At 59.6% G+C, this 21,887-nt stretch carries 17 protein-coding genes; 5 read left to right on the plus strand and 12 right to left on the minus strand.

From position 1 onward, the window contains the following. Window positions 1-3 precede the first annotated feature (3 nt). From M0D69_RS28675 to M0D69_RS28690, 4 genes are read right to left on the minus strand one after another with little or no spacing between them, the layout of a single operon-like run. Window positions 4-1,176 (minus strand): hypothetical protein, encoded by a 1,173-nt coding sequence (locus tag M0D69_RS28675; protein WP_301785237.1) that lies wholly within the window; start codon window positions 1,174-1,176, stop codon window positions 4-6. Continuing rightward, window positions 1,177-1,533 (minus strand): DUF4150 domain-containing protein, encoded by a 357-nt coding sequence (locus tag M0D69_RS28680; RefSeq protein WP_301785238.1) that lies wholly within the window; start codon window positions 1,531-1,533, stop codon window positions 1,177-1,179. Then, window positions 1,518-2,819: a DUF2169 domain-containing protein gene (locus M0D69_RS28685; protein WP_301785239.1), complete on the minus strand. Its 1,302-nt coding sequence runs from the start codon at window positions 2,817-2,819 to the stop codon at window positions 1,518-1,520. Before M0D69_RS28685 ends, M0D69_RS28680 begins: the two co-directional genes overlap by 16 nt. Before the next feature lie 11 nt (window positions 2,820-2,830). After that, window positions 2,831-4,927, minus strand: coding sequence for a type VI secretion system Vgr family protein (locus M0D69_RS28690; protein WP_301785274.1), 2,097 nt, complete (start codon window positions 4,925-4,927; stop codon window positions 2,831-2,833). 337 nt (window positions 4,928-5,264) lie between these two features. Between M0D69_RS28690 and M0D69_RS28695 the strand changes: the two genes are divergently transcribed. From M0D69_RS28695 to tssF, 3 genes are read left to right on the plus strand one after another with little or no spacing between them, the layout of a single operon-like run. Continuing rightward, complete coding sequence (locus M0D69_RS28695) at window positions 5,265-6,317, plus strand: hypothetical protein (RefSeq protein ID WP_301785240.1); 1,053 nt, start codon at window positions 5,265-5,267, stop codon at window positions 6,315-6,317. Beyond that, window positions 6,314-7,129, plus strand: a complete 816-nt coding sequence (locus M0D69_RS28700; protein ID WP_301785241.1) for a hypothetical protein — start codon at window positions 6,314-6,316, stop codon at window positions 7,127-7,129. The genes M0D69_RS28695 and M0D69_RS28700 overlap by 4 nt, the downstream gene beginning before the upstream one ends. Before the next feature lie 7 nt (window positions 7,130-7,136). After that, complete coding sequence (gene tssF / locus M0D69_RS28705) at window positions 7,137-8,969, plus strand: type VI secretion system baseplate subunit TssF (RefSeq protein ID WP_301785242.1); 1,833 nt, start codon at window positions 7,137-7,139, stop codon at window positions 8,967-8,969. A gap of 463 nt (window positions 8,970-9,432) precedes the next feature. Here the strand turns inward: tssF and M0D69_RS28710 are convergent, their stop codons facing one another. Beyond that, window positions 9,433-10,266 carry a hypothetical protein gene (locus tag M0D69_RS28710; RefSeq protein ID WP_301785243.1) on the minus strand — a complete coding sequence of 278 codons (834 nt, stop codon included), beginning with the start codon at window positions 10,264-10,266 and terminating at the stop codon, window positions 9,433-9,435. A 170-nt stretch (window positions 10,267-10,436) separates the two neighbouring features. Next, window positions 10,437-11,540, minus strand: coding sequence for an alkene reductase (locus tag M0D69_RS28715; RefSeq protein WP_301785244.1), 1,104 nt, complete (start codon window positions 11,538-11,540; stop codon window positions 10,437-10,439). A gap of 431 nt (window positions 11,541-11,971) precedes the next feature. On the opposite strand from M0D69_RS28715, the gene M0D69_RS28720 reads away from it, so the two are divergent. After that, window positions 11,972-12,856 carry a LysR family transcriptional regulator gene (locus M0D69_RS28720; RefSeq protein WP_301785245.1) on the plus strand — a complete coding sequence of 295 codons (885 nt, stop codon included), beginning with the start codon at window positions 11,972-11,974 and terminating at the stop codon, window positions 12,854-12,856. On the opposite strand, the gene M0D69_RS28725 is transcribed toward M0D69_RS28720, so the two are convergent. After that, window positions 12,853-13,575 carry an SDR family oxidoreductase gene (locus M0D69_RS28725; protein WP_301785246.1) on the minus strand — a complete coding sequence of 241 codons (723 nt, stop codon included), beginning with the start codon at window positions 13,573-13,575 and terminating at the stop codon, window positions 12,853-12,855. The two genes, M0D69_RS28720 and M0D69_RS28725, sit on opposite strands and share 4 nt — an antisense overlap. 79 nt (window positions 13,576-13,654) lie before the next feature. Next, window positions 13,655-14,329, minus strand: coding sequence for a peroxiredoxin-like family protein (locus tag M0D69_RS28730; RefSeq protein WP_301785247.1), 675 nt, complete (start codon window positions 14,327-14,329; stop codon window positions 13,655-13,657). Window positions 14,330-14,768: 439 nt separating this feature from the next. Here M0D69_RS28730 and M0D69_RS28735 point away from each other — a divergent pair, with 439 nt between their 5' ends. Continuing rightward, window positions 14,769-15,473: a DUF2968 domain-containing protein gene (locus M0D69_RS28735; RefSeq protein WP_301785248.1), complete on the plus strand. Its 705-nt coding sequence runs from the start codon at window positions 14,769-14,771 to the stop codon at window positions 15,471-15,473. 144 nt (window positions 15,474-15,617) lie between these two features. Here M0D69_RS28735 and M0D69_RS28740 read toward each other — a convergent pair whose 3' ends face one another. The 4 genes from M0D69_RS28740 to M0D69_RS28755 all read right to left on the minus strand — a co-directional run bounded on the left by M0D69_RS28740 (window position 15,618) and on the right by M0D69_RS28755 (window position 21,744). Then, a complete protein-coding gene (locus tag M0D69_RS28740) occupies window positions 15,618-17,093 on the minus strand; it encodes a gamma-glutamyl-gamma-aminobutyrate hydrolase family protein (RefSeq protein ID WP_301785249.1) in 1,476 nt (491 codons plus the stop codon). Window positions 17,094-17,212: 119 nt separating this feature from the next. Beyond that, window positions 17,213-18,973 carry a cation:proton antiporter gene (locus M0D69_RS28745; RefSeq protein WP_301785250.1) on the minus strand — a complete coding sequence of 587 codons (1,761 nt, stop codon included), beginning with the start codon at window positions 18,971-18,973 and terminating at the stop codon, window positions 17,213-17,215. A gap of 217 nt (window positions 18,974-19,190) precedes the next feature. Further along, window positions 19,191-19,529, minus strand: a complete 339-nt coding sequence (locus M0D69_RS28750) for a P-II family nitrogen regulator (RefSeq protein ID WP_047844887.1) — start codon at window positions 19,527-19,529, stop codon at window positions 19,191-19,193. Window positions 19,530-19,692: 163 nt separating this feature from the next. Continuing rightward, window positions 19,693-21,744, minus strand: coding sequence for an NAD(+) synthase (locus M0D69_RS28755; protein ID WP_301785251.1), 2,052 nt, complete (start codon window positions 21,742-21,744; stop codon window positions 19,693-19,695). Window positions 21,745-21,887: the final 143 nt, after the last annotated feature.

Below are 21,887 nucleotides of genomic sequence, written 5' to 3' on the forward strand. Positions count from 1 at the left end.
TGCTTATCCAATTGGTAAAAGTCCGTTCTTTTCAAGGCACTTAAAATATTCCATCATTTCGAGCATCGCTTCATTGTATTTTCGCGGATCCTGTATGAGCCGCGCCACGCGACGAACATCCAATATCTCTTTGGTCATTGCGGTCCGCCACTTCCCATCTTGAAGTAGGGTCTCAATCATATCGCGGTATACATAGCTTGACGCGCCTTGCTGACCATTGCTGGACGTTTTCCCATGGTCCTTCGGGTCCATCTGTATGGCAGGTCCGTCATTTCGTGCAAGTGGGCTCACATCGTCCGCCGGTATATGGTGCGAGTCGTTCCCATCATTTACCGGCTTACTCGTCTTGCTGTGCGCGCCCCCTCGGTATGGCCCCTTGCCAGATCCTTGCTTCAAATGATCGCACGGGCCGCCTTTTACCTTGCCGCCATCCTTGCCTTTTGGCGGCTTCGCAGCCTCGCCGGCATCTTTCTCCGCAGCGTGTTCCGCCTGCTTCGCTTCCTGCTCCGCGATCTGCTTCGCTTCTTGTTCTGCTAGGTGCTTCGCTTCCTGCTCGGCAAGCTGTTTGGCCTCCGCCTTGGCGGCCTGTTCGGCAGCATCCTTGGCCGCAAGTTTGACCGCGCCCTTGACGCCAAACTCAGCAACCTTGCCGGCTGTACCGGCTATTGGCACCAGATCGAGCGCTGCTGCGCCTCCGGATATCGCCGCCTGCGCGAAATCGCCTTCGGCTGAATACACAAGCGCATTCGCCCCATCGAAGACCGCGCCGACCTCAGGAATCGCGCCAAGTACATCCAGTCCCCCATGTACCCAGGCACCGGCTGAGGCCCACCAGCCGGCTTCTTTTGCGGTCTCGGCCACGACCGGTGGATTGGCCGCCGCGGCAGACACCTTCGACATCGCAACCTCGCCCTGGAGGCGGCCCAGCGTGTTGCCATTCTTGGGTGCTGACGCGACAAGCGGATAGGGAGGCAACCGGTTGAACTCTGGATGCCCAGTGAGCCACGCGTCATATTCTTGAGGTGTCAGGTCCTGGCTGACGAGATCCTCCGAGCCTGCACTCGGCCACGTCGTCAGCGAAGCGCCATTTCCCGTTCCAAACTGAACAGCCGCGCCCGAGCCGTCCGGCAGAGCCTGTCGATAAGCGACGACGGCGACCTCACTAATCTGTTCCATTTACTCCCCGTTCATCCAGAACATGTCGCCGTGCCTCACGACATATTTGCCCTGCACGCGAACGGTGCTGCTTTTCTCTTGGGGCCAGCACTTCGCACCGACTGTATTGCTTTTCACTCCATTGGCCTTGCCGGCGGCATCACCCTGGGTCGCCGGCGCATAACTCGCATCGAACACGACAACCGGTTTTCCGTTGACGCGCACGTTGGTCGAGGTTTGGGCGCTCGCGCCAAGGTCAGAGGTCACCGGGTATGGGACGGGCGGGGTGCTGCTGCCGATCGGAGTCTTGCAGACGTCTGGCATCATCGAGACGATCTTCCAATTGCCGTCCTGTCGCGCAATCACATTACTGGCCACGACTCCTCCTTCTGGTCAGCTGACCGCGACACGTCAAACCGCAGTGCGGGTGCCGTCGGGTCTGTTTCAAAGCGCGCTTCGCACACCCTGACTGCGGGGTTCGCAGGAAATACCGCCCGCCACGTCAGCGACACCGTCATCTCTTCGGTGTCGATCAGCACGGTGTCAAGCCGGGTCGTGATCGGAGCGACCGCGCCGGTTTCGAACCTGAGTGCCGTGATCGCACGATGCCCTGGCATACACGCACGCAGAAAACCCGAGGCGCTATCCTCCGGACGCGCGAGGTTGGCCAACTCGAAACTGAACCCCGAACTCGGCCATGCGATCTGCTGATCATCGGGAGCCGCATTCCAGTATCGGAAGTCGAAGTTTTTGGGCAGATAGGGCCAGCCGTGTTCCAGCCACGATGCATCGTACGTGCCGGCACGCGCCAGCCTCGGACTCCAGGCCCGGCCCACGGGACCGAGCCCGACAGGGATCGCGCCATAGCGCGTCGCGACTTCAGTCATTTGTGTCGCGTCAAGGTTCGTAGCTTTGTGGTCTGCGATGTCAAGCGTTGTAACGGGAGCACTCCACGCTTCGATCTGGCATGCCCGGATCTCCCGAACGCGGCGTTCAGTTGACGGCGGTTTCAGCACGTCGCTTGTGTGTTCGACATCGGGCCGGGAACTCAGCGACAGATACCGTTTCTCCAGCCAACCCGCACCGAGTGGATTGGCAAAACATACTTCGTTGAGCAACGGTGAGGCATCCACATCGGATGGCTCCGATCGCGTTGATGCCGCAACGAGACTCGAGCCGCCGAACGCGTACTCCCAACGTACCGGCACACATGTCGCCGGCTCTGGCTCACCTAATCGCCACCCGCGCCATCCCTTGCGAAAGCTGCGCGGGCCACACACCCGCAGCGCCTTGTCCACCACGACCGTCTCTCCATCCAATACACGCAACCGTGCTGCCCACGACGTTGCTGCTTGAGCCGCTGGCGCGTAAGACGTCGCGCGGACCAGCACGTCGCATTTGGGTTTGAACGGAGCAAGGTCGCTCTCAACCTTGACGCTACTTCGGCCTTCTTCGTCTTCGTATTCGTCGCTCATTGCGATCGGCAACGCCGCATCACCCTCGAGCAGGACACAATCGTGGGTCAGTCCGTTGTTACTATCGAATGCGGATCGCCTGACGAGGCGATAACCCACGCGCATCACAGCGACGTGAAACTCATTGCCCCCAACGTCGACTGCACTGAACGCCATGGCGTACAACGGTGTCAGATTGCGGAATTCCATCGAGATGTCGCTTAGTTGACGTCAACGGACTGACCGTCGATCTGCACTGACTCTGATCCGGCAATATTGATGTTCGCCCCGAGAATGGAAATGTTGCCATTGCTCTCCATAACGATCCGCGATTTGCCAACCGTGATCTCCAGGCGATCCCCTGCCTTGATCGTCCACGTCTTCCCAACAAGGGTATTTTTCGACAAGCCGACCTCCTCGGCGCTGGCCAGACCGACTGCAGAATTCATCGCACCTGCAACCGTCACCGTGTAGGCTCCGCCTACCGTGAGCGCCTTTGCGAGCCCCACAGTCTCGGTCGACGTCAGCGCGACCACGAGGTTTTCCATCCCGCTGATGGTCTCATTGCGATTGCCGCCGACCGAAAGCGTCTCATTGCTACCAACCTGCTCGGTGCGGTTCACGCCGACCGTGATCGTCTCGTTGTTGCCGACCGCTTCCGTACGGTCGTGATTCACCTGAACGGTCTCGTCATGATCGATGGTTTTGACGCGGTCATTGCCGACGGTGTGAGACTCGTTGTTCTCCACCTCAATGCGCTGATCCTTCTCCGCATGAATCCAGACCTCTTCCTGTCCGCGCTTGTCCTCAAAGCGAATCGCATTGGCATTGGCCGCCGTTGCTCCCTTACTCGAACGGGTCAGAAAGCCGCTTTGGGTCGCATTAGCGGGTAGCGCCCACGGCGGCATGTTCTGCGCGTTGTACACGCGCGAGGTGATGAGCGGCCTGTCCGGATTTCCATCGAGGAATGAAACAACCACCTCGTCTCCGATGCGCGGAATCTGGACTGCACCGAATCCTCCACCCGCCCAAGGCTGACCCACACGCACCCAGCACGAACTGCGATGATCCCTCTGGCCGAGCCGATCCCAGTGAAACTGCACCTTCACGCGACCCAGGTTGTCCGTGTAGATCTCTTCACCTTTGGGGCCAACCACGATGGCAGTCTGTGGCCCGGGAATGCTGGGTCTGACGACCGACAATGCGGGCCTGAACGGAATTTTCTTGCGGATACACGTGAAACTGTTTGAATAGGTCGCGGCCTGATCGTGCGACTGGTAATTGTTCGCGCCGTGATGATCGACGGACAGTAGCAGGAACTGCCGATCCTGCTCACTGCCGCTGCCATGATCGTAATGATCTGTTAACTCGAAATACCGGCCGGCACTCAGTGTGCGGCAGTTGCTTGCGCCACTGAACAGCTTGCCGTTCGCCTCCAGAGCCTCGAGGCGAAAGCGCGCCAGCTCCTCTCCTCGATCAGTCGAATCGAATCCGTGCAGCCCGACATAGTCGTAGACTTCGTATCGGTCGACGTTACCCTGGTCGGTCTTCGTGTCGCCCGACACCAGGCGACGCGCGCCAGGTGCTTTGTAATCGAAGGTCTTCATGCTGATGCTGCCCGACTCGAGCTGCCGTTGCGCGCTCCACGAAGTGACGACCGCTTCATCATCAAGCGTTTCGGTGGTCGCGTACGGTAGCGAACTCTGGCCATCGATGGCTTTCGCATTTTGCGAACCATCTGTAACGATTAACTTGTGTCCGTCCTTCGTGTGCTCGAAGTAGAAGAACAGGCCTTCCTGCTCGAGTATTCGCAAAACGAAGTTCAGGTCGCTTTCCCGATACTGCGTGCAATAGCTGTAGGGTTTCAGATTCTTCTGGAGGCGAAACTCGTACGACGCCAGCTTCGAATATTGGGAGAAGACCTTGGAGACAATATCTTCCGCTGTCATATCCTGAAAAATCCGCGAATCGATCCGGCGAGAAAGCATCCAGATCCAGGGCTGTACTGTCGCTCGGTAAATCGCCAGGCCGCCGTCAGTGCCGATATGTGAAAACTGCGTGACATAGCCATTAAAATAGCGCGTAGTGCCAGTCGTGAGTTCTAGTTCAACCGTCACCGATTGCCCGATCATCTGTTTTAGCTCGATCGTCGCATTCTGCGAAACAAGCCCCACTGTGACCCGGAAGAGTTGTGACAACCCTTCTGAGCAATGGAAATCGCCAACCAGCAGTTGTGATTGACCGGACAATGGTGTGGTGATACTAAACAGACGGCTGTTCTGCAGGCTCAAAACGCCCGCGATATCCGAGAGTTGCATGCCTTTCCCCGAAGTCGGCGATACAATGCGGATAATAGCGCGATTTGTCTGAAAAATGCACCGGTGCGCAGTCTCGGGCTGCCCCACGAAAATATGGATTGCCGTTGCATGGATTAACTGTTGCTCGTTGCATGGATTAACTGTTGCTAATGAGCGTCCCGTTTCGGAAGCAAGAATGCCGAAGCGCATTGAGCGCAATGGGTTGGTAATTTCCACGTTTTCAGAAATATGACGCTTCGGTTTATGCGAATGAATCCAGCCCTCGGAGGGCACACGGACGTTAATACCGGCGACGGATTATATTGGCGCGGGCATCAGAAACGAAGAGCGGCAACACATGAACAATTCACCGTTTTACGCATGCACAGCGGAAGACCCGTACGGGTACGGCCCTTCGCCGGGACTGCTTGGGCCGGGTCAATCGCCCGACCCCAGTCTTTCGCTTTTTCGCCGTGATATCGGGGTCATCCGGGTGCCTCTAGGCGGGAGCTATGCGACCGACAACCTGACCGCTGCGCAGTACATTGTGCAGCGCCTGAAGTCGAACCCGGACCTGTCGGCCAGCGAACGTATCCAACTGGTGCTGTGGCTGCGCGAGGCACTGAATGCAATGCGCTCGGCGTCAAGCCGGGCCAGTCAGTCAGAAGTCGGGAAAGTCTATCAGCAGGCGAGAAGCATCCCGGGCGTCGGCGAAGTGATCGATGTCAGCGTAGCGCCGGGTAGTTTGCCAGCTACGCTGGCAGCGGGCTCGGCGACGCTCCATGCGGTCGCGTCCCGAGCACCCGTATCCGGCATGCTGGATCTGCCTCCTGATTTGCAAAAGCGGCTGCTGCAATGGGCGAACAAGGGCGGCAACCAGGGCATCAAGTCTGCTCGCAAGAATTTCGGTGACGTTCTCAAGATCACCAAAGTCGACGGCAAGTTCGTCTTCGAGATCCCGGCAAGCGAAACCGCGAAGTCGTTCGTCATTCGAGGACAGGCCGCGGAGCGCGTCATCCGCATTCCGGCTTACCGGCAACTGGCGCAGGACGCGCTCGAGTCGAAAACGTGGATGAACATGGAGGGTTATGGGTCAACCAGACTCGGCGGCATACTCACCGGGGCAAAAGGAACCGCTGCGCTGTCTTTCGGGCCGCAGATGGTTCTGGATGCAATTGACTCCCACAGTTTCGGTCAATGGCTAAGCCTTGAGGCTCACAATCAACCGGCCAACCTGGCCGCCTGGGGTGTTAGCTTCGTCGTGGCCGCCGTTCTGGGAAGTGCATCCGCCGTCGTGGTCGTACCGTTAGCTCTAGGCGCGGGAGTCGTCGTGGCGCTGTTTGTGAACCACGAGGGCGTGGGCAACTGGATCGGCGATCACGTCGACGCCTGGCGTGGGTACCGGCCATGATTTCCACCAGATCGGTAAGCCTCGACTTGAAGCAAATCTTCGCCGTACCCGTTCTCTGGGCGATCACCGCCGCTATGGTGACGTTTATGTACCCAATCCTGGGCGTGCCCTCGCTCGGGATGTGTGTCGCATGCCTGTATTGGGCTATCAGGGCCGCATTTTTTAACAAGCGATATACGTATCATCTTGGCGGCTTGCTGCTTTTCGGCGTTGGCGCTGGCATTGTCTTTTTGCTCATTGGCGGCATCATGCTGTCCGAGGTCTTCTTTCATGTCCCCAAGACAAGCAGTTACCTTGCCGCGCCCGCCGGACTGCTCTATCTCGCCGCGTGTTACAGCATCTTTTACTTTCGCGAGCGTCGCACAACGTGGCAGGATTTCCAGGTAACGCGCGCAAACCGGTATCTGAGCGTCGCCGGTGGCAAGGTTGTCTGGCTCGACAAGGGCCGAAGTACCACGCCAGTTCTGCTTGCGCTAGCCATTGGCGGGGCGATAGCGCTGGTGACGATCGCCGGTGCATTTTTTGGCAAAGAGCATGCGCAAGGAGCTCTGGTAGCGCTCGCCGTGGTAGGACTGCCAATTCTGACGCTCAGCTATGGCATGCGCGTCATCATCGGGCTGACCGAGCTTCGTAAGCTGGAGAAGGCTACTGGTACGCAGTTTCCATTGCATGACCTGGAAGAAGTGCAACAGGCCCGCGCTGGAAACTGGATTGGGCGGCTGATCAATCCCGAACTGCGCGCAATCTACAGGACCGCTACCCAGAACCGCACAACAGCGGCAACGCGCGCCGCTTCTCATACGCGCAAGTGACCGATCGATGGAAAACCTGCTTCCGCATTACGAACACGAACTCATGCGGTTGCGCCGCTCGGCGCGCGAATTCGCCGCTCGCAACCCTAAGATTGCCGCTCGTCTTGCTCTATCTGGCGAGCACTCGGAGGACCCGCACATCGAGCGGATGCTGCAATCATTCGCCCTGTTGGGAGCGCGCATCGATACCCGGCTCGATGATGACCACCCGGAGTTCAGCGAGGCGCTGCTTGAGATTCTGTACCCGCGCTATCTCCGAGCACTTCCGTCTTGCTCGATTGCCCAGTTCGACGCGAGCAATCTGTTTGCGCAACTGACCGAACCGGTCATCGTGAGTCGCGGCACGGAACTGGAGACGCGAACAGGCAAGTGCCGCTTTCGCACGGTCTTCGACGTCAAACTGGCGCCGTTGAAGATCCGCTCGGCGAAGTATTCGTCAACCATCTCTGCGCCCTCCATGGCGCGACTGCCCTCCGATGCGACGGGGCTGATATCGATCACGTTCGGGTCGGCGGCGGAATCCGGCACGCTTGAAGCACAAACAGCCGGTACGACGCGACTCCACCTCCATGGGCAGTTCCCGTTGGTTGGAACGCTGACTGACGCTTTGCTGATGCACGCGGCCGCGGCCTTTGTTGAAGCCGATAGTCGAGGCACCTGGAAAGCGCTGTCTGGCATTCCGGTACATGAGGCAGGCTTTGCAGATCGCGAGGCACTTATTGGCGATGCTGACGGATCGCCTCCCGGATTTCGGTTGCTGCTCGACTATTTCGCTTTTCCGAACAAATTCAATTTCGTGGACGTCGACCTTGCCGCGCTCGCGCGAGCAGCCGGCCTTTCCCGGGAACTTACACTTCATCTGGTCGTTCGTAATATCCCGGCGGACTCGGAGGCCGCACGCGCGCTGGAAAAGCTGACGACATCGACCTTGAAACTATTCTGCACACCGGTCATCAATCTCTTTGAACGCGAAGCAGTGCCGATCGAGTTGAGCGACGCCACGGCAGCATATCCGGTGATACCGCAATCGTTGCAAGCATCGACCGCAGAAGTCTATTCGATCGATCGCGTGTACGTAACGGAGCAGGGTGCTTCGGGCACGACAGAGACCGACATGCCGCCCTACCACGCGCTGCGCCACGGTACATCGCATCGGAATTCCGACCCGTACTGGCTGGCAAGTAGGAGTGGTCCGTTCACGACGGACCGGTCAGCGAGTGAAACCCTGCTGTCGCTGGTCGGCATCGACGGCAGGCCAACATTACCGGGCAGCCGGAAGATCGGCATCGACCTGACCTGCACAAACCGCGATATCCCTGCCACGCTGCCTTTTGGTTCGAACGACGGAGATCTGTTGAACGAGAGTGCGGCGCTGTCCTGTCCGATCACAATGCTGACGCGTCCAACGAGACAGATGCGCCTGCCTCGTGAACGTGGTTCTCTGTGGCGGTTGATTTCGCGAATGACGCCGCATCCATTTGCCCTCGCCCCGTCGGGCCTTGCTGGGTTGAAACAAACGCTGCGTCAGCACGCTGGCGCGGGGTTCGCGACGGCGACACGGCATATTGACGGTATCGTGGGACTCGATCATCAGGTCGTGACGAGGTGGCTGCCGATCAAGCCATTTCCGACGTTCGTGCGCGGCATCGAGGTTCGCCTCACCGTCGACGAGTCGGCGTTCGCGGGAAGCAGCACGGCGCTCTTTGCTGGCGTAATGGACCGGCTGTTCGAGCCTTACGCCAATGTGAACAGTTTTGTTCAACTGGTCCTGTTCTCAGCCGGTAGCGGTGCAGAATTACGACGTTGCGCGCCCCGCCAGGGCTCAGCGGCGATCCTCTGATCGAAGCGATCGCGAACTACCGGCGATCCGGATGCGTTGAAGTCGATGCGTTCAACGCTGAGCCATACGCCCACCGCTGGTTTGAAAAGAAGCTGCCATGATGTGACCAATTGTGTTTGCGTTTCATACCGTCAGAGATCGTCGCCTACGGTCGACCAGGGACGTTTGGCATCGGCCCGAGTTCGGCCAGAATGGGACAATGGCGAGGCACCGCCGAATGACCGTTCATCTGACGCACTGCAGACGTTCAGCGCAGTTATCCGCGGGCCATCTCCTGGTCGACGTTACTCGACGAAGACTTTGACCTCGTCCGAACGCCTACGCTCACGGGGGCTAACAACATGGATGGGGATGGCGGGCGGCGTCCAGTAAGGCAGGAGTCGCTGAACCTCGCCACTCCTCGGTTCGTGATCGAAAAAGCCACATCGGTGAATATGAATAGCGTCCGTGTCGAATCGATGCGTCAAGCGAAGAAAGCGATCGCCTGGCCGTTTAACCTTGGCATATCGATAACGGGGCCCAGGCAACGTCCGTCGACGAAATCGAACGCAATGACGGCATCCCGAGCGACGCAAAACAAATATCCCTCAGGGCTGAAGCGCAGACCCCGAGGACGATGAAAGCTCATATTCCGATCCACCCGGAACACGCGGACAAGGCTACCGGTTGAACTGTCGTATTCGCGTACGGTGCATACCGCGTCCGGCTTTCCGAAGGGGAACTCGCTGGACACAAGCACATTTCCGTTCGGCCCAATCGTGAGATCCAGTGGACTCACCGCGTCGTCCGTAATGAATCGGGAAGCATGCAGTCCGCCGTCCGGGTCAAACACGACGATGTTGTTCTCACCCTCACCGTCTGGACCGATGCCGGAAGCGAGGAAAAGCTTGCCATCCGTCCCGAAGGCGAATCCGCGAGGATACGGAATCGCACTGGCGGGCAGTACGGATTGCGCGGCACCCTCGAGATAGGGGGGAAACGCAGCAATCGTCCGCGCGCTACGCAATCCAACGTAATAGCGCCCATCGGGCCCAAGGTTGCCGCCTCCGGCATTCAGACCCGGAACGGAACCCGTGTCACGTACCACCCTCCCTTTGGTGTCGAGCGCAAGGATGCGGTCGTTTCCGCTATTGACATAAAGATGCTGCCGATCCGGACTGACGCTCATACCGCGAGGATCGACGATGCGAGGGTCGTCGCTGAACGAACCAATGAAAGTACCGTCGAGGCGGAATGACAGGAGCGCCCCGTATCCATCTCCGTTCGAACCAGAAGCGCTGGTAACCAGAATGCTCATATCGAGTCCTAAGAGATAGATTAGACCCTCTCACCCTGCCGTCCCGTAGTGGCCAACGCAACGACCGGCGCTACGTTAGCGCGGGTCGTTGCGTCGTTCAGGGCGTGCTGGTGTGAAGGGAGTCAAGTACCGGAATCCGCTCTTCCGGGTCCGGATGGTGGGGTGCAAAATTACGCCGCTTGCGTTTCAGCATGGAACGGGTAGTCGGTGTAACCGCTTGCGTCGCCGCCATAAAAAGTACTACGGTCGTACCGGTTGAGCGGCAGATTCAACCGCAGGCGCTCGGGCAGATCGGGGTTGGCGATGAAGTGGCGGCCAAACGCGACAATGTCCGCGTGACCCGCTTCGATGATCGCGTCCGCAGTCTCTTTCGTGAAGCCGCCTGCAGCGATTAGCGTGCCGGTGAACTTCGGGCGCAGATGGCGCGACGCGACCGGATCGTGAACTTCGCCGATCGTTTCCGTGCCCTTGATGCGCGGCTCGACCACGTGGAGATAGCCGATGCCACGCGTGTCCAACTGCTCCGTCACGTAACCAAAGGTGGTTTCCGGATCGCTGTCGTGCATCGAGCCATAAGTGCCGCTCGGTGCAATGCGCACGCCAACCCGATCCGCTCCCCACACGGAAATCAGTGCGTCCGTTACTTCGAGGAAGAAACGGGCGCGATTTTCGATCGGTCCACCGTACTCGTCGGTGCGAGCATTCGAACCGTCCTGGAGAAACTGGTCCGGCAGGTAGCCGTTTGCGCCGTGCAGTTCCACACCGTCGAAGCCCGCGCGCAGTGCCCGCTCGGCACCCTTGCGGAAGTCCTCGACAATGGCGGGGATTTCGTGCAATTCAAGCGCGCGGGGCATCGTGAATTCGACTTCGCCGTTCACTGAATACGCATAGCCTTCGGCTTTCAGCGCAGACGGAGCGACGGGCGCCGCGCCGCCTGGCTGAAGATCGGGGTGAGACTGACGGCCGACATGCCACAACTGGAGGAAGATGCGAGCGCCTTTGGCGTGCACGGCATCCGTGATCCGGCGCCATCCTGCAATCTGATCGTCGGAGTAGATTCCCGGGGCCATTGCATAACCGTAGCCCTGTACGGAAACGGGGGTTGCCTCCGTGACGATAAGGCCACCTTCGGTTGCGCGCTGCGTGTAGTACTCAACCATCAGATCACCCGGCAAGTCACCGGGCTCCGAACGCATGCGTGTCAATGGCGCCATCGCGACGCGATGGGACAGGGTGTAGGGGCCGACTTTGACGGCTGAAAACAGCTTGCTCATGGAGTTACTCCTTGCAGATCAGTTAGTACTGCATAGCAGTACGAGCGCGGTAACACGTTCGATGGCTCTTATAACTGCGGGGAGAGCCACAACGGCGACTTGCTGTCAGACGAGCGCCTGGTAGCGGCTCGCCAAACACAGAGACATCGTCGTTGAATTGAACTGGCCAGGGTAGACAGCGTGACGGCATAACAGTCATTCCCTTGGGGCATATCGGGCGGACCTCATCCCGGTCGGTGAACCGCTTACGGCGCAACGGAAGACGCTGAGGACAAGAACGCGTTACCGTATGCCTGTGCGGACCAAGTGTTATGCCAGCGCTACGTAAAACAGCGCGGCGAGGTGGTGTATCTTCCGGCAAGCAGGTTTTGCCGGGCGTGTTTGACGGGGCGACGCTCGAACCCCAGACATCCGTTCCAGGAGGGACGACCGTGGACCGACTGACAGCGATGGAAACGTTTGTGTGTGTGGTGGAGTCCGGTTCTTTTTCGGCGGCAGCGCGGCTGCTGAACGTTGGGCAGCCCGCCGTTTCCAAGTCCATCGCGCAACTCGAAGAGCGGCTCGCGGTTCGACTGCTGCTGCGCTCGACGCGCGGGCTGACGCCGACTGAGGCCGGCCACGCATTTTACGAGCGCGCAAAGCGGGCGATTGAAGAGGCGGACGAGGCGGAGGTTGCGGCAAGAGGATCGGCTGGCGCCCTCTCGGGTCGTCTCAGGATTTCAGCAGCGGTGACCTTTGCGCGGATTCACATCCTTCCGCGGCTCCAGACATTTCTTGATCAGCACCCTGAACTCAACATCGACATTGTGCTCGACGATGAAAACATTGATCTGCTGGAACGCGGTATCGACGTAGCACTCAGGTTGGGGGTGCTTGGCGACTCGAACATGACTGCACGCAAGATCACTCACGGTCGGCGCTGCGTCGTCGGCACGCCAGCCTGGTTCGCAAAGGCCGGCGAACCTCGGGTACCTGCGGATCTGCTATCGCATCAGGCGATCGTGTATGAGCAGGGCGGCGGCGGAAGCGTGTGGTCGTTCAGGCAAGGCAATTCGGAAACGGCGATTGTCGTCGCCGGGCGCGTCCGCGTGAACGCGGCGGAAGGCGTACGCGCGGCCGTGCTCGCCGACATGGGCGTCGCGATCGCTTCGGAATGGATGTTCACGTCGGAACTCGCGAGCGGTGCAGTAAAACGCGTGCTGACCGACTGGGAATTGCCCGGTATCGACCTGTGGGCCGTTTTTCCCAGTGGGCGCATGGTCAGTGCAAAAGCACGCGCTTTCGTCGCCTGGATCGAGGAGATGTTCGGCCCTTAGATTGAAGCCTTGCCGATCGAGGCGCCGCCATCGACAAACAACGTTTGACCCGTGATGAAAGCAGCATCGTCGGACAGCAGGAAAGCGATGGCTGCAGCAATCTCGTCTGGCTTGCCGAAGCGTTTCATTGGAACGGAGGCGAGATAGCGCTGCTCCCCTTCGCTCCCTGGAGCGTTATTGGCTCGAAACAGTTCGGTTTCCGTGGGGCCGGGAGCCACGGAATTGACCGTGATGCCGGTGGTCGCCAACTCAAGCGCCCAGGAGCGTGAAAAACTCACCAGGGCGGACTTGGCGGCGGCATAAGCCGTACGTTCCACAATGCCAAGGATAGTGAGGCTCGATATGTTGACGATTCGCCCCCAGCCTTGCGCGCTCATATTGGGCAGGAGTGCTTGCGCTGCCTGGATAGCCGGATGCAGATTGAGCGACATGACAGAGTCAAGCGCGTCCAGATCGACGGCGCCCAGCCTCTGCGGTTTGACCAGCCCAACGTTATTGACCAGGCCGTCGAACTTGTAGTCCGCCACAAGCTTGTCGAGCGTGGCCTGCGTTTTCACGCGGTCGGACAGGTCGACAGAAACGAGCGTTCCTGGAAATCCAGGGTCGTCCCCGTGACGTGCCAGCCCCACTACGCGGTGCCCGTCTGCGTTCAGCCGCTGTGCGACAGCCCTGCCGATGCCTTTGCTGGCACCCGTTACGAGAAAAGTACGTGATTTCATATTGCCTCGATGTTTATGTATCAGCTTGCCCGTCCAATCGTTCCCGACGGTTCATGGCCGGGAACGAAGCAGGACCGGATCAAGACGCCGAAGCGACCTTCTTGCGGAGAACCGGCAACATGTCCTGCGGCTCAGGACGGTGCGTATAGTCCGGGTTGACTTCCGAGTACAGGATCGTTCCGTCTTGCCCGACCACGTAGCGCGCCGGCATCGGCAACGTCCAACTGTCGTCTCCGTTGAATGCCGGCAGATCGTTCTTGAGATTCTTGTACAGATCCACCAGATAGTCGGGCAATGCAAAGCGGATGCCGAATGCGGCCGCCACATCGTTGTGCGTGTCGCTTAGGATCGGAAAGCTCAGCTTGTTGGTACGGATCGATTTGCGGCTGTTCACGGCATTCTGCGGCGAGATCGCGATCAGACTCGCACCTTCGGCCTTGAACGACGGCAGCGCCTCTTCAAGGGCCGTCAGTTCAAGATTGCAATACGGGCACCATGCGCCACGGTAGAAGCTGATCACGAGCGGCCCCTGCTTCAGCAGGTCGACAGACGACACCGGTTTGCCATCCGGATCATTGAGGGTGAATTCCGGTGCTACGTCGCCTGCCTTGAGAGCGCGTGCGGCCTGGCCGGACGCCACGAGTTCGGCCGTCGCGCGTTCCATGATCGGATGGATTTCCGGCGGTGCAAAGAATGGGGCTTTGCCGCTTTTGAAATCGGTCTTGAATGCGTCGAGCTTGGCTTGAAGTGACATGACTATCCCTTTCCTGATGAGGTTTAACGCACATTGCGTGGTAGGAATAGTCAGCCAATGCAAACCGGCGGAGAAGACAGCATGAATGCATAACTGTCATTCCTGCTGGGCATGGGGGATGACAAAGAGAACAGAGCGGCGCAGGCAAGTGGCCGAGCGGCGCTCGTCAACGCGCGTGACCTGGGCGACGTCCGGTCTGCGGGTATCAGCAGACATTGGACTTTGAGACGCCATCGGCCGCTCGGGGTCGTCAAGCGCCTCTCACCCTCTCTCAACAAAGCCTCATCGGCACGTTGCCGGGAGCCAACTGCGCCGCGCGGCAGTCCTTCGATTTCCGCGCTTTCCCGGCAGTCCAGTCAATTCCGTGCTTTCGAGTCTAGCTAACTGCGCGCTAGTCCAATGAATTCCGTTTCCCGACACGATTTTGAAGCCTCGCCCTATGAAGTCCGTCTCCACCTCCACCCTTCTGAACGCGCTGTTCGTTTTTGTGATCACGCTTGGCTCATCCGTCGCGATGGCTTATCGGTCAGTCGGCACATTGCTTTCGGCAACCGGTCTCGCCGATCCCATCCGGCAACCGTCCACTAACGGCGCCATGGATGATTTTCAGAACGCCTCCGACACCGCTTCGAATGCTCAAACGCCGGGCAATGTGTCGGAGCTAAAGCAAATGGTCCAGGCCCGCAAGCTGACCGAACTGCGCGTCACGTACAACGGCAACTATGGCGCGGCGCTGTTTTTCTATCCGCAAGACATGGTGTATTACGTTGCGCTGTTCCAGGATAAGAATTTCTGGCGCGTGGTGAAATCGCGGGACAACGCACGCGCCGAAGCGGTGTGCGCGCAGTTCGCCCGGAAGAGCTACGCGCTCGCCGAGGATGAGATCCGCCATGCACAATTGCAGGCACAAAAGGCCTTGCTCGAACGCGTCATTGTGGTATCCAACGATCGTGCTCAGCGGCTAACCGCCGACCTTTCGATCGCCCGTGCACGGGAAAGTGAAGTGTCGCAACGTCAGCAGCAGATGCAGCTGGAATCGGCGGCGTTGCAGAACGACAAATCGATCGCCAAGCGCAAGTTGCTCATGCTGCAGCGGCAGGTTCAGCAACTTCAGGATCAAAGCGTAGCGGGACTCGTGCAGTAACGCTTGGCGCTCGATCCGACGTTTGATCCGGAGCAACCACGTAGCAAAAAGGCTGTTTCCAACTTACGTTGGAAACAGCCTTTTTGTTGTCGCTGAACCGAAGCTCGCGACGCAGTGTTCAAACGGCGTAGCGTAGCCGCAATGCTAGAAACGCGTTTCGCGCGCCACCCGCAGGAAGGTATCGAGCAAAGGCGTGCAATCGAGCAACTCGTCGCCGCCCGCGCGATGGAACTCCGGATGCCATTGCACGCCCATCACAAACGGCGCACGCCGATAACGCACCGCTTCGATAATCCCGTCATGCGCCGACACTGCCTCGATGTTCAGATCGCGGCCGATTGTCTTGACCGCCTGATGATGGATGGAGTTGACGAGCGCTTCGCGATGGCCCGGAAACATGTTGACGAGCGTGGAGCCGTCGGGGAAACGGATCGGGTGACGATGCTGGTCGTATTGCTCGTTCACATGCACGCCGGCTGTAGGGACATCGGTTGCAATGTCCTGATAAAGCGTCCCGCCGAACGCAACGTTGATCAGCTGGCAACCGCGGCACACGCCGAGCACGGGCTTACCCGACTCGATGAATTCATGCAGCAACTCCAGTTCGTACATGTCGCGCACGCGGTCACCGGGCCATTCGTGGCGCGTGGCCGCTTCCGTATAGGATTGGGGCGACACGTCGGCGCCACCTTGCAGCAGCAAGCCATCGAGATGTTTCGCGTAGTCGCGCAGCCGGATGTTGCTCGGATGCAGCATGCCCTGATGGCCGACCGTGGGAATCATGAACACGAGCACGTCGCGCGACATCACCCAGTGCGCAATCGATTCCTCCAGATACTGCAGCGTCTTGCCGCGCAGACCCTTCGCACCCGGTTCAGGGTGAAAAATCCGCGCCGATACTCCGATCCTCAATGTCCGCTGCGTGATGCGCTGGCCCGCGCGGTCGAAGATCTGACGCGCGCGCGCCTTCATCACCCGGCCGAACACTGACCACGCCGAATCGCTTTGACGCAGATAGGCAGGCGGTGCTTTCGCTTCCGCTGCGTCGGGCGAAGGCGGCGGACGGAAAGTGCCGAAATCGGGTGCGGTCGTGAACTCCGGCGGCAAGCTGGAAGCCGGCGGCGGTGTAACACTTTCTGTGGCGGCAGCGGTTTTGGTTTCCGCTGTCTCAGCCGCTTGCGCCTCGGTAGCGTTTTCAACCTCCACCGCGAGACTCGCTTCTGCCGCCGTAGCAGTCTCGACCTTCGCGGCAAGGCTCGCCTTTGGATCGAGTGTTGTGTTCGCGGCGGACCCAGACGCGGACGTGGTTTCACGCGCTGCCGTTTCCTGCGCCGACGTCGCTCTTGCCGCTAACGCGCGGGCTTCGGCTGCATCGTCGCGTTGGGCTTTGGCGGTATCGACGGGTTCTACGGTCGATGCGCTCTCAGGCGCGTCCGTCGACACCCGCTCGACCGCGCTGGATTGTGGGCCAGACTGTGCAGCGGCGGGAATATCAGAAATTTTTTGAGATGACGCGGGCGGGACAGCCGGACTGTGACTGCCCGGAAGTGAACCCGAAGAATCGGCGGCGGGAGCACCCGTGCCGGGCGTGCCCGGGTTTGACGACTTGTTTTCGCTCATTCCGTTTTAGGCGCAAGGCGCTGTGAGAATGGTCAGAGTTTAATTATCCGCCTCTGGTCCGGGGGCGGCAAACCATCAAACAATTGCTCACATTATCGGGGAAAACAAAGCTTTCATGCTCAAGGATGATCTCTCGGCTCCTCGAATGTTTCGCGCAACGCGATCTGCATCGTTGCGTGGATTTTGACGCACCAGCGCCACAATACCGTGAGCAGCAACGCGGCGCAGACGAGTACCGCGATCATCAAGCCGAATCGCGGCAGGATGCCGCCCGAGAGCACGGTCACCAGCAAGAAAACGCCGAACATCGCGAGAATCGGGATCAGGCCGGAGATGGCGGAGCGTAACGCGCGCGTGAAGCGTCCCGCCTTCGCGGGCTGCACGCTGACTTCGGCGAGCATCAATGCGAGCGACCCCAGCTTGCGATAGACCGCGACCAGAAACGGCATCGATATCAGCAACGCCGCGCTCCACAAGGCCACGCGCTGGGCGTCGTTGGTGGGCAACCAGCGCGACAGATATTCGGTGGCGAACGGCCCCGCGTAGGACGCGGTGAGGAAAATCGCGGCCACCAGCGCGAGATTAACCGCGATCTGCAGCACGATCCGCCGCGTCATGGTGAACAGCGTCGGGGCGCCGGTATCGGGCGAAAGGCTTGCGAGCCATTGCGAATACAGGCCGAACGTGTTCGCGACGGGAACGGGCATTGAGCGGGCGATGCGGCGCGTGATCGGGTCTGCGGCCTTGATCAGATACGGCGTGAACAACGTGGTCAACGCCGAAACCGCGACAGCGATCGGGTACAGGAAACTGCTGGTCACTTTCAGCGACAAGCCCAGCGACGCGATGATGAACGAGAACTCGCCGATCTGCGCGACGCTCATGCCCACGCGCATCGACGTGCGCCCGTCGCGGCCGGCGAGGAAGGTGCCGAGCCCGCACGACACGATCTTGCCGACCACGACCGCGACCGTGATGACGGCGATCGGCCACCAGTAATCCACTAGCACGGCCGGGTTCAGCATCAGGCCGATGGTCACGAAAAAGATGGCGGAGAACATGTCCCGAACCGGCGCGATCAGGTGTTCGATGCGCTGCAGATTCCTCGATTCGGCCATGATCGCGCCGATCAGGAAAGCGCCGAGCGCGATGCTGTAATCGAGCTTCACGACCAGCAGGCAGAAGCCGAAACAGAATCCAAGCACGGTGACCAGCAGCATTTCGTCGCTTTTGGCCTTCGCGACATAGTCGAGCGCGCGCGGCACGATCAGGATGCCGACCACCATCGACACAGTCATGAACAGCAGCAACTTGCCCAGCGTGACAAACGCCACGCCCGCCGACACAGAGCCCGTCTGTGCGATGCCCGACAGCAGCACCAGCATTGCGATAGCCAGAATGTCTTCGACGATCAGAATGCCGAAGATCAGTTGAGCGAATGGCTCGCCCTTCATGCCGAGTTCGGAAAGCGCCTTGACGATGATCGTTGTCGACGAAATGGCGAGCATGGCGCCGAGAAACAGCGAATCCATCGCGTTCCAGCCGAACCACTGCCCGATTTCATAGCCAATCCAGATCATCAGCACGATCTCGGACGCCGCAGCCACGAACGCGGTCGCGCCCACCTTGAATAGCTTCTTCAGGCTGAACTCGAGCCCGAGAGAAAACATCAGAAACACCACGCCGAGCTCGCCTAGCGTCTGGATCGTGGCTTCGTCGTGGATAAGCTGGAAAGGCGGCGTATACGGCCCGATAATCACGCCCGCCACGATGTACCCCAACACGACCGGCTGCTTCAAACGGTGAAACAACACCGTGACGACACCCGCAATCGCCATGATTACCGCTAGATCCTGAATGAAGCCAATCGCGTGATGCATCCACAATCCTTACAAAAAGCACACAAGGATGCTGATAGTACCGCAACGGTTTTTTACATTGGTGACGAAAACGCTCAGAACGAGGGGACAAGGCGAGAGACGCCACCGGGCAGAAGCCGATGACGGTGTTACACGCGGTCGTGAGGCGTCCGCGACACGATGCGCAAGCCAGCCTGAACGGGATCAGGCTGGAGGCAGAACATTGGACGAAGCGCGCTCAGACAGCCGCTTCGTCTTCTTCGCCCGTGCGAATGCGGATGACGCGTTCGACGTCGGTCACGAAGATCTTGCCGTCGCCGATCTTGCCGGTGCGGGCAGCGCCGATGATTGCGTCGATGACCTGATCCGTCTGGGCGTCCGCCACCACCACTTCGATCTTCACCTTCGGCAGGAAGTCGACCACGTATTCCGCCCCGCGATACAGTTCGGTATGACCCTTCTGGCGCCCGAAGCCTTTGACCTCGGTGACTGTCAGGCCGGTGAGACCGGCGCCGGCGAGCGCTTCGCGGACTTCGTCGAGCTTGAACGGTTTGATGACTGCGGTGATGCGTTTCATGGCGCGCCTCTTCGAAAATTATGCGGATAAGCGAGAAAACGGATTTTGGAATCGATGGTTTGATTCTAGCTGCGTTTTCACGGTTAACCGCAGTGATCTCGCGCCATAGCCTAGCGATCATGCAGATATCCGCGCATTTACGCGCAAATCTGGTGCAAACACCTCATTCCACCGGAATATTCTTCAAATCGTTCATCCAGACGACCGATTCCGAATCGCTCGGCGCGCGCCAGTCGCCGCGAGGCGACAACGAACCGCCGGACCCGACTTTCGGCGCATTCGGCACGCAGGACCGTTTGAACTGGCTGGTACGGAAAAAGCGGTCGAGGAAAATACCCAGGTTGTGCTTGATAGCCAGCAACGCGTACTCGTTTCGCGCAACATGCGCGCCTTCCGGCCACGCGCCCGCGTCGCGGTCCTTCCACGCGGTGTAGGCCAGGAACGCGACCTTCGATGGCGCAAAACCGAAGCGCAACGTGTAGTAGAGGTTGAAATCCTGCAGCTCGTACGGTCCGATAACGCTTTCCGTTTTTTGCTCCGGACCGCCGTTTGATTTACCGGGAACGAGTTCCGGGCTGATATCGGTATTCAGGATGTTCACCAGCACATCGGAACCCGAGTTGCCGATTTGCCCGGTTTCCGCGACCCACCGGACCAGGTGCGTGATCAGCGTTTTCGGGACGCTGGCGTTGACGTTGTAGTGCGACATGTGATCGCCCACGCCGTAGGTGCACCAGCCGAGCGCGAGCTCGCTCAGGTCGCCCGTGCCGACCACGATGCCGCCCTTGAAGTTCGCCAGCCGGAACAGATGATTCGTGCGCTCGCCGGCCTGCACGTTCTCGAACGTGATGTCGTAGTCCTCTTTACCCGATGCGTACGGGTGGCCGAGATCTTTCAGCATCTGCTCGCAACTCGGCCGGATGTCGATCTCGCTCGCCGAACAACCGACAATCTCCATCAGTTGACGCGCCTGCAAGAGCGTCCGGTCGCTGGTGGCGAAACCGGGCATGGTCACGCCGAGAATATTCGTACGTGGCAGCTTCAGCCGGTCCATGGCCTTGGCGCAGACAAGCAGCGCATGCGTGGAATCGAGCCCGCCCGAAATGCCGATCACGACCTTGGATATGCCGCTCGCCGAGAGCCGTTGCACCAGCGCCTGTACCTGGATGTTGTAGACCTCGTTGCAGCGTTCGTCGCGGCGCTTCGGATCGGACGGAACGTAGGGGAATCGCTCCACAACGCGGTCAAGCGGCAAGGCGCGGTTGATCGGCAGATCGAGGTTGAAGCAGACCGTTTCGAACTTCGATACTTCGTCGGCATGTCTGCGCACCGACTGGGCGAACGTGGTCTGGTGCATGCGCTCGCGCGAGAGCCGTTCGAGATCGACATCGGCGAAAACGAGGTGCGAGGTGTCCAGGAAACGTTCGGATTCGGCGAGCAGCTCGCCGTTTTCGTAGATCACCGCTTGTCCGTCCCAGGCCAGATCAGTGGTCGACTCTCCCCTTCCCGCCGAGGTGTACAGGTACGCGGAGAGGCAACGGGCGGACTGCTGCCCAACCAGTTGATGCCGATAACTCGACTTGCCGACCACCACATTCGATGCGGACAGATTGACCAGCACCGTTGCGCCCGCCAGCGCGGCGAATGACGACGGCGGCACCGGCACCCAGACGTCCTCGCAGATTTCCACGTGAAAGCGAAACAGCGGCATGTCGGCGATTTCGAACAGCAGCGACGACCCGAACGGCACTTCGGTACCCAGCAGATTGACGCGATCCGTGGATGCGTTCTCGGCCGCGCTGAACTGGCGCGCTTCGTAGAACTCGCCATAGTTCGGCAGATAGCTCTTCGGCACGACGCCCTGGATCCGCCCGCCCGCGACCACCACCGCACAGTTGAAGAGCGTGTGGTCGACACGCAGCGGCATGCCCACGATCATCGCGATGGAAAGGTTCTTCGATGCCGCCACGACCGACGCCAGCGCCTCTTCGCAGGCGTCGAGCAAGGCCCGCTGGTGGAACAGGTCGTCGCAGGTATAGGCAGGCAGGCCGAGTTCCGGGAACGCTACCAGCACTGCGCCGTTCGCCGCCGCCTGCTTCGCGAGGTCGATGGTTTCGCCCGCGTTGAACGCCGGATCGGCAACGCGGCAACGGGGCACGCCTACCGCCACGCGTGCGAAATCGTGGCTGTAGAGATTGAAGAATCGGTTTTTCATCTTGAGCTTATCCATACGATGCCCCGCATTCGGGGATCCTGTTCCGGCGCATAACGGGTTAAGGGTTATTGCTGTGAAAGCGAAAGCATTTCGACATGATGATAAGTCGAGTTGCAGTTTCCGGGCGTCTATTGGATCAAGCG

The organism is Caballeronia sp. SEWSISQ10-4 2, from assembly GCF_030464885.1.
In the GTDB taxonomy this organism is placed as follows: domain Bacteria; phylum Pseudomonadota; class Gammaproteobacteria; order Burkholderiales; family Burkholderiaceae; genus Caballeronia.

Coding starts and splice junctions, on each gene's coding strand:
- M0D69_RS28700 (WP_301785241.1), top strand. CDS start 6,314: ATGATTTCCACCAGATCGGTAAGCCTCGACTTGAAGCAAATCTTCGCC.
- M0D69_RS28685 (WP_301785239.1), bottom strand. CDS start 2,819: ATGGAATTCCGCAATCTGACACCGTTGTACGCCATGGCGTTCAGTGCA.
- M0D69_RS28675 (WP_301785237.1), bottom strand. CDS start 1,176: ATGGAACAGATTAGTGAGGTCGCCGTCGTCGCTTATCGACAGGCTCTG.
- M0D69_RS28755 (WP_301785251.1), bottom strand. CDS start 21,744: ATGAAAAACCGATTCTTCAATCTCTACAGCCACGATTTCGCACGCGTG.
- M0D69_RS28690 (WP_301785274.1), bottom strand. CDS start 4,927: ATGCAACTCTCGGATATCGCGGGCGTTTTGAGCCTGCAGAACAGCCGT.
- M0D69_RS28725 (WP_301785246.1), bottom strand. CDS start 13,575: ATGAAATCACGTACTTTTCTCGTAACGGGTGCCAGCAAAGGCATCGGC.
- M0D69_RS28745 (WP_301785250.1), bottom strand. CDS start 18,973: ATGCATCACGCGATTGGCTTCATTCAGGATCTAGCGGTAATCATGGCG.
- M0D69_RS28730 (WP_301785247.1), bottom strand. CDS start 14,329: ATGTCACTTCAAGCCAAGCTCGACGCATTCAAGACCGATTTCAAAAGC.
- M0D69_RS28735 (WP_301785248.1), top strand. CDS start 14,769: ATGAAGTCCGTCTCCACCTCCACCCTTCTGAACGCGCTGTTCGTTTTT.
- M0D69_RS28740 (WP_301785249.1), bottom strand. CDS start 17,093: ATGAGCGAAAACAAGTCGTCAAACCCGGGCACGCCCGGCACGGGTGCT.
- tssF (WP_301785242.1), top strand. CDS start 7,137: ATGGAAAACCTGCTTCCGCATTACGAACACGAACTCATGCGGTTGCGC.
- M0D69_RS28695 (WP_301785240.1), top strand. CDS start 5,265: ATGAACAATTCACCGTTTTACGCATGCACAGCGGAAGACCCGTACGGG.
- M0D69_RS28710 (WP_301785243.1), bottom strand. CDS start 10,266: ATGAGCATTCTGGTTACCAGCGCTTCTGGTTCGAACGGAGATGGATAC.
- M0D69_RS28715 (WP_301785244.1), bottom strand. CDS start 11,540: ATGAGCAAGCTGTTTTCAGCCGTCAAAGTCGGCCCCTACACCCTGTCC.
- M0D69_RS28750 (WP_047844887.1), bottom strand. CDS start 19,529: ATGAAACGCATCACCGCAGTCATCAAACCGTTCAAGCTCGACGAAGTC.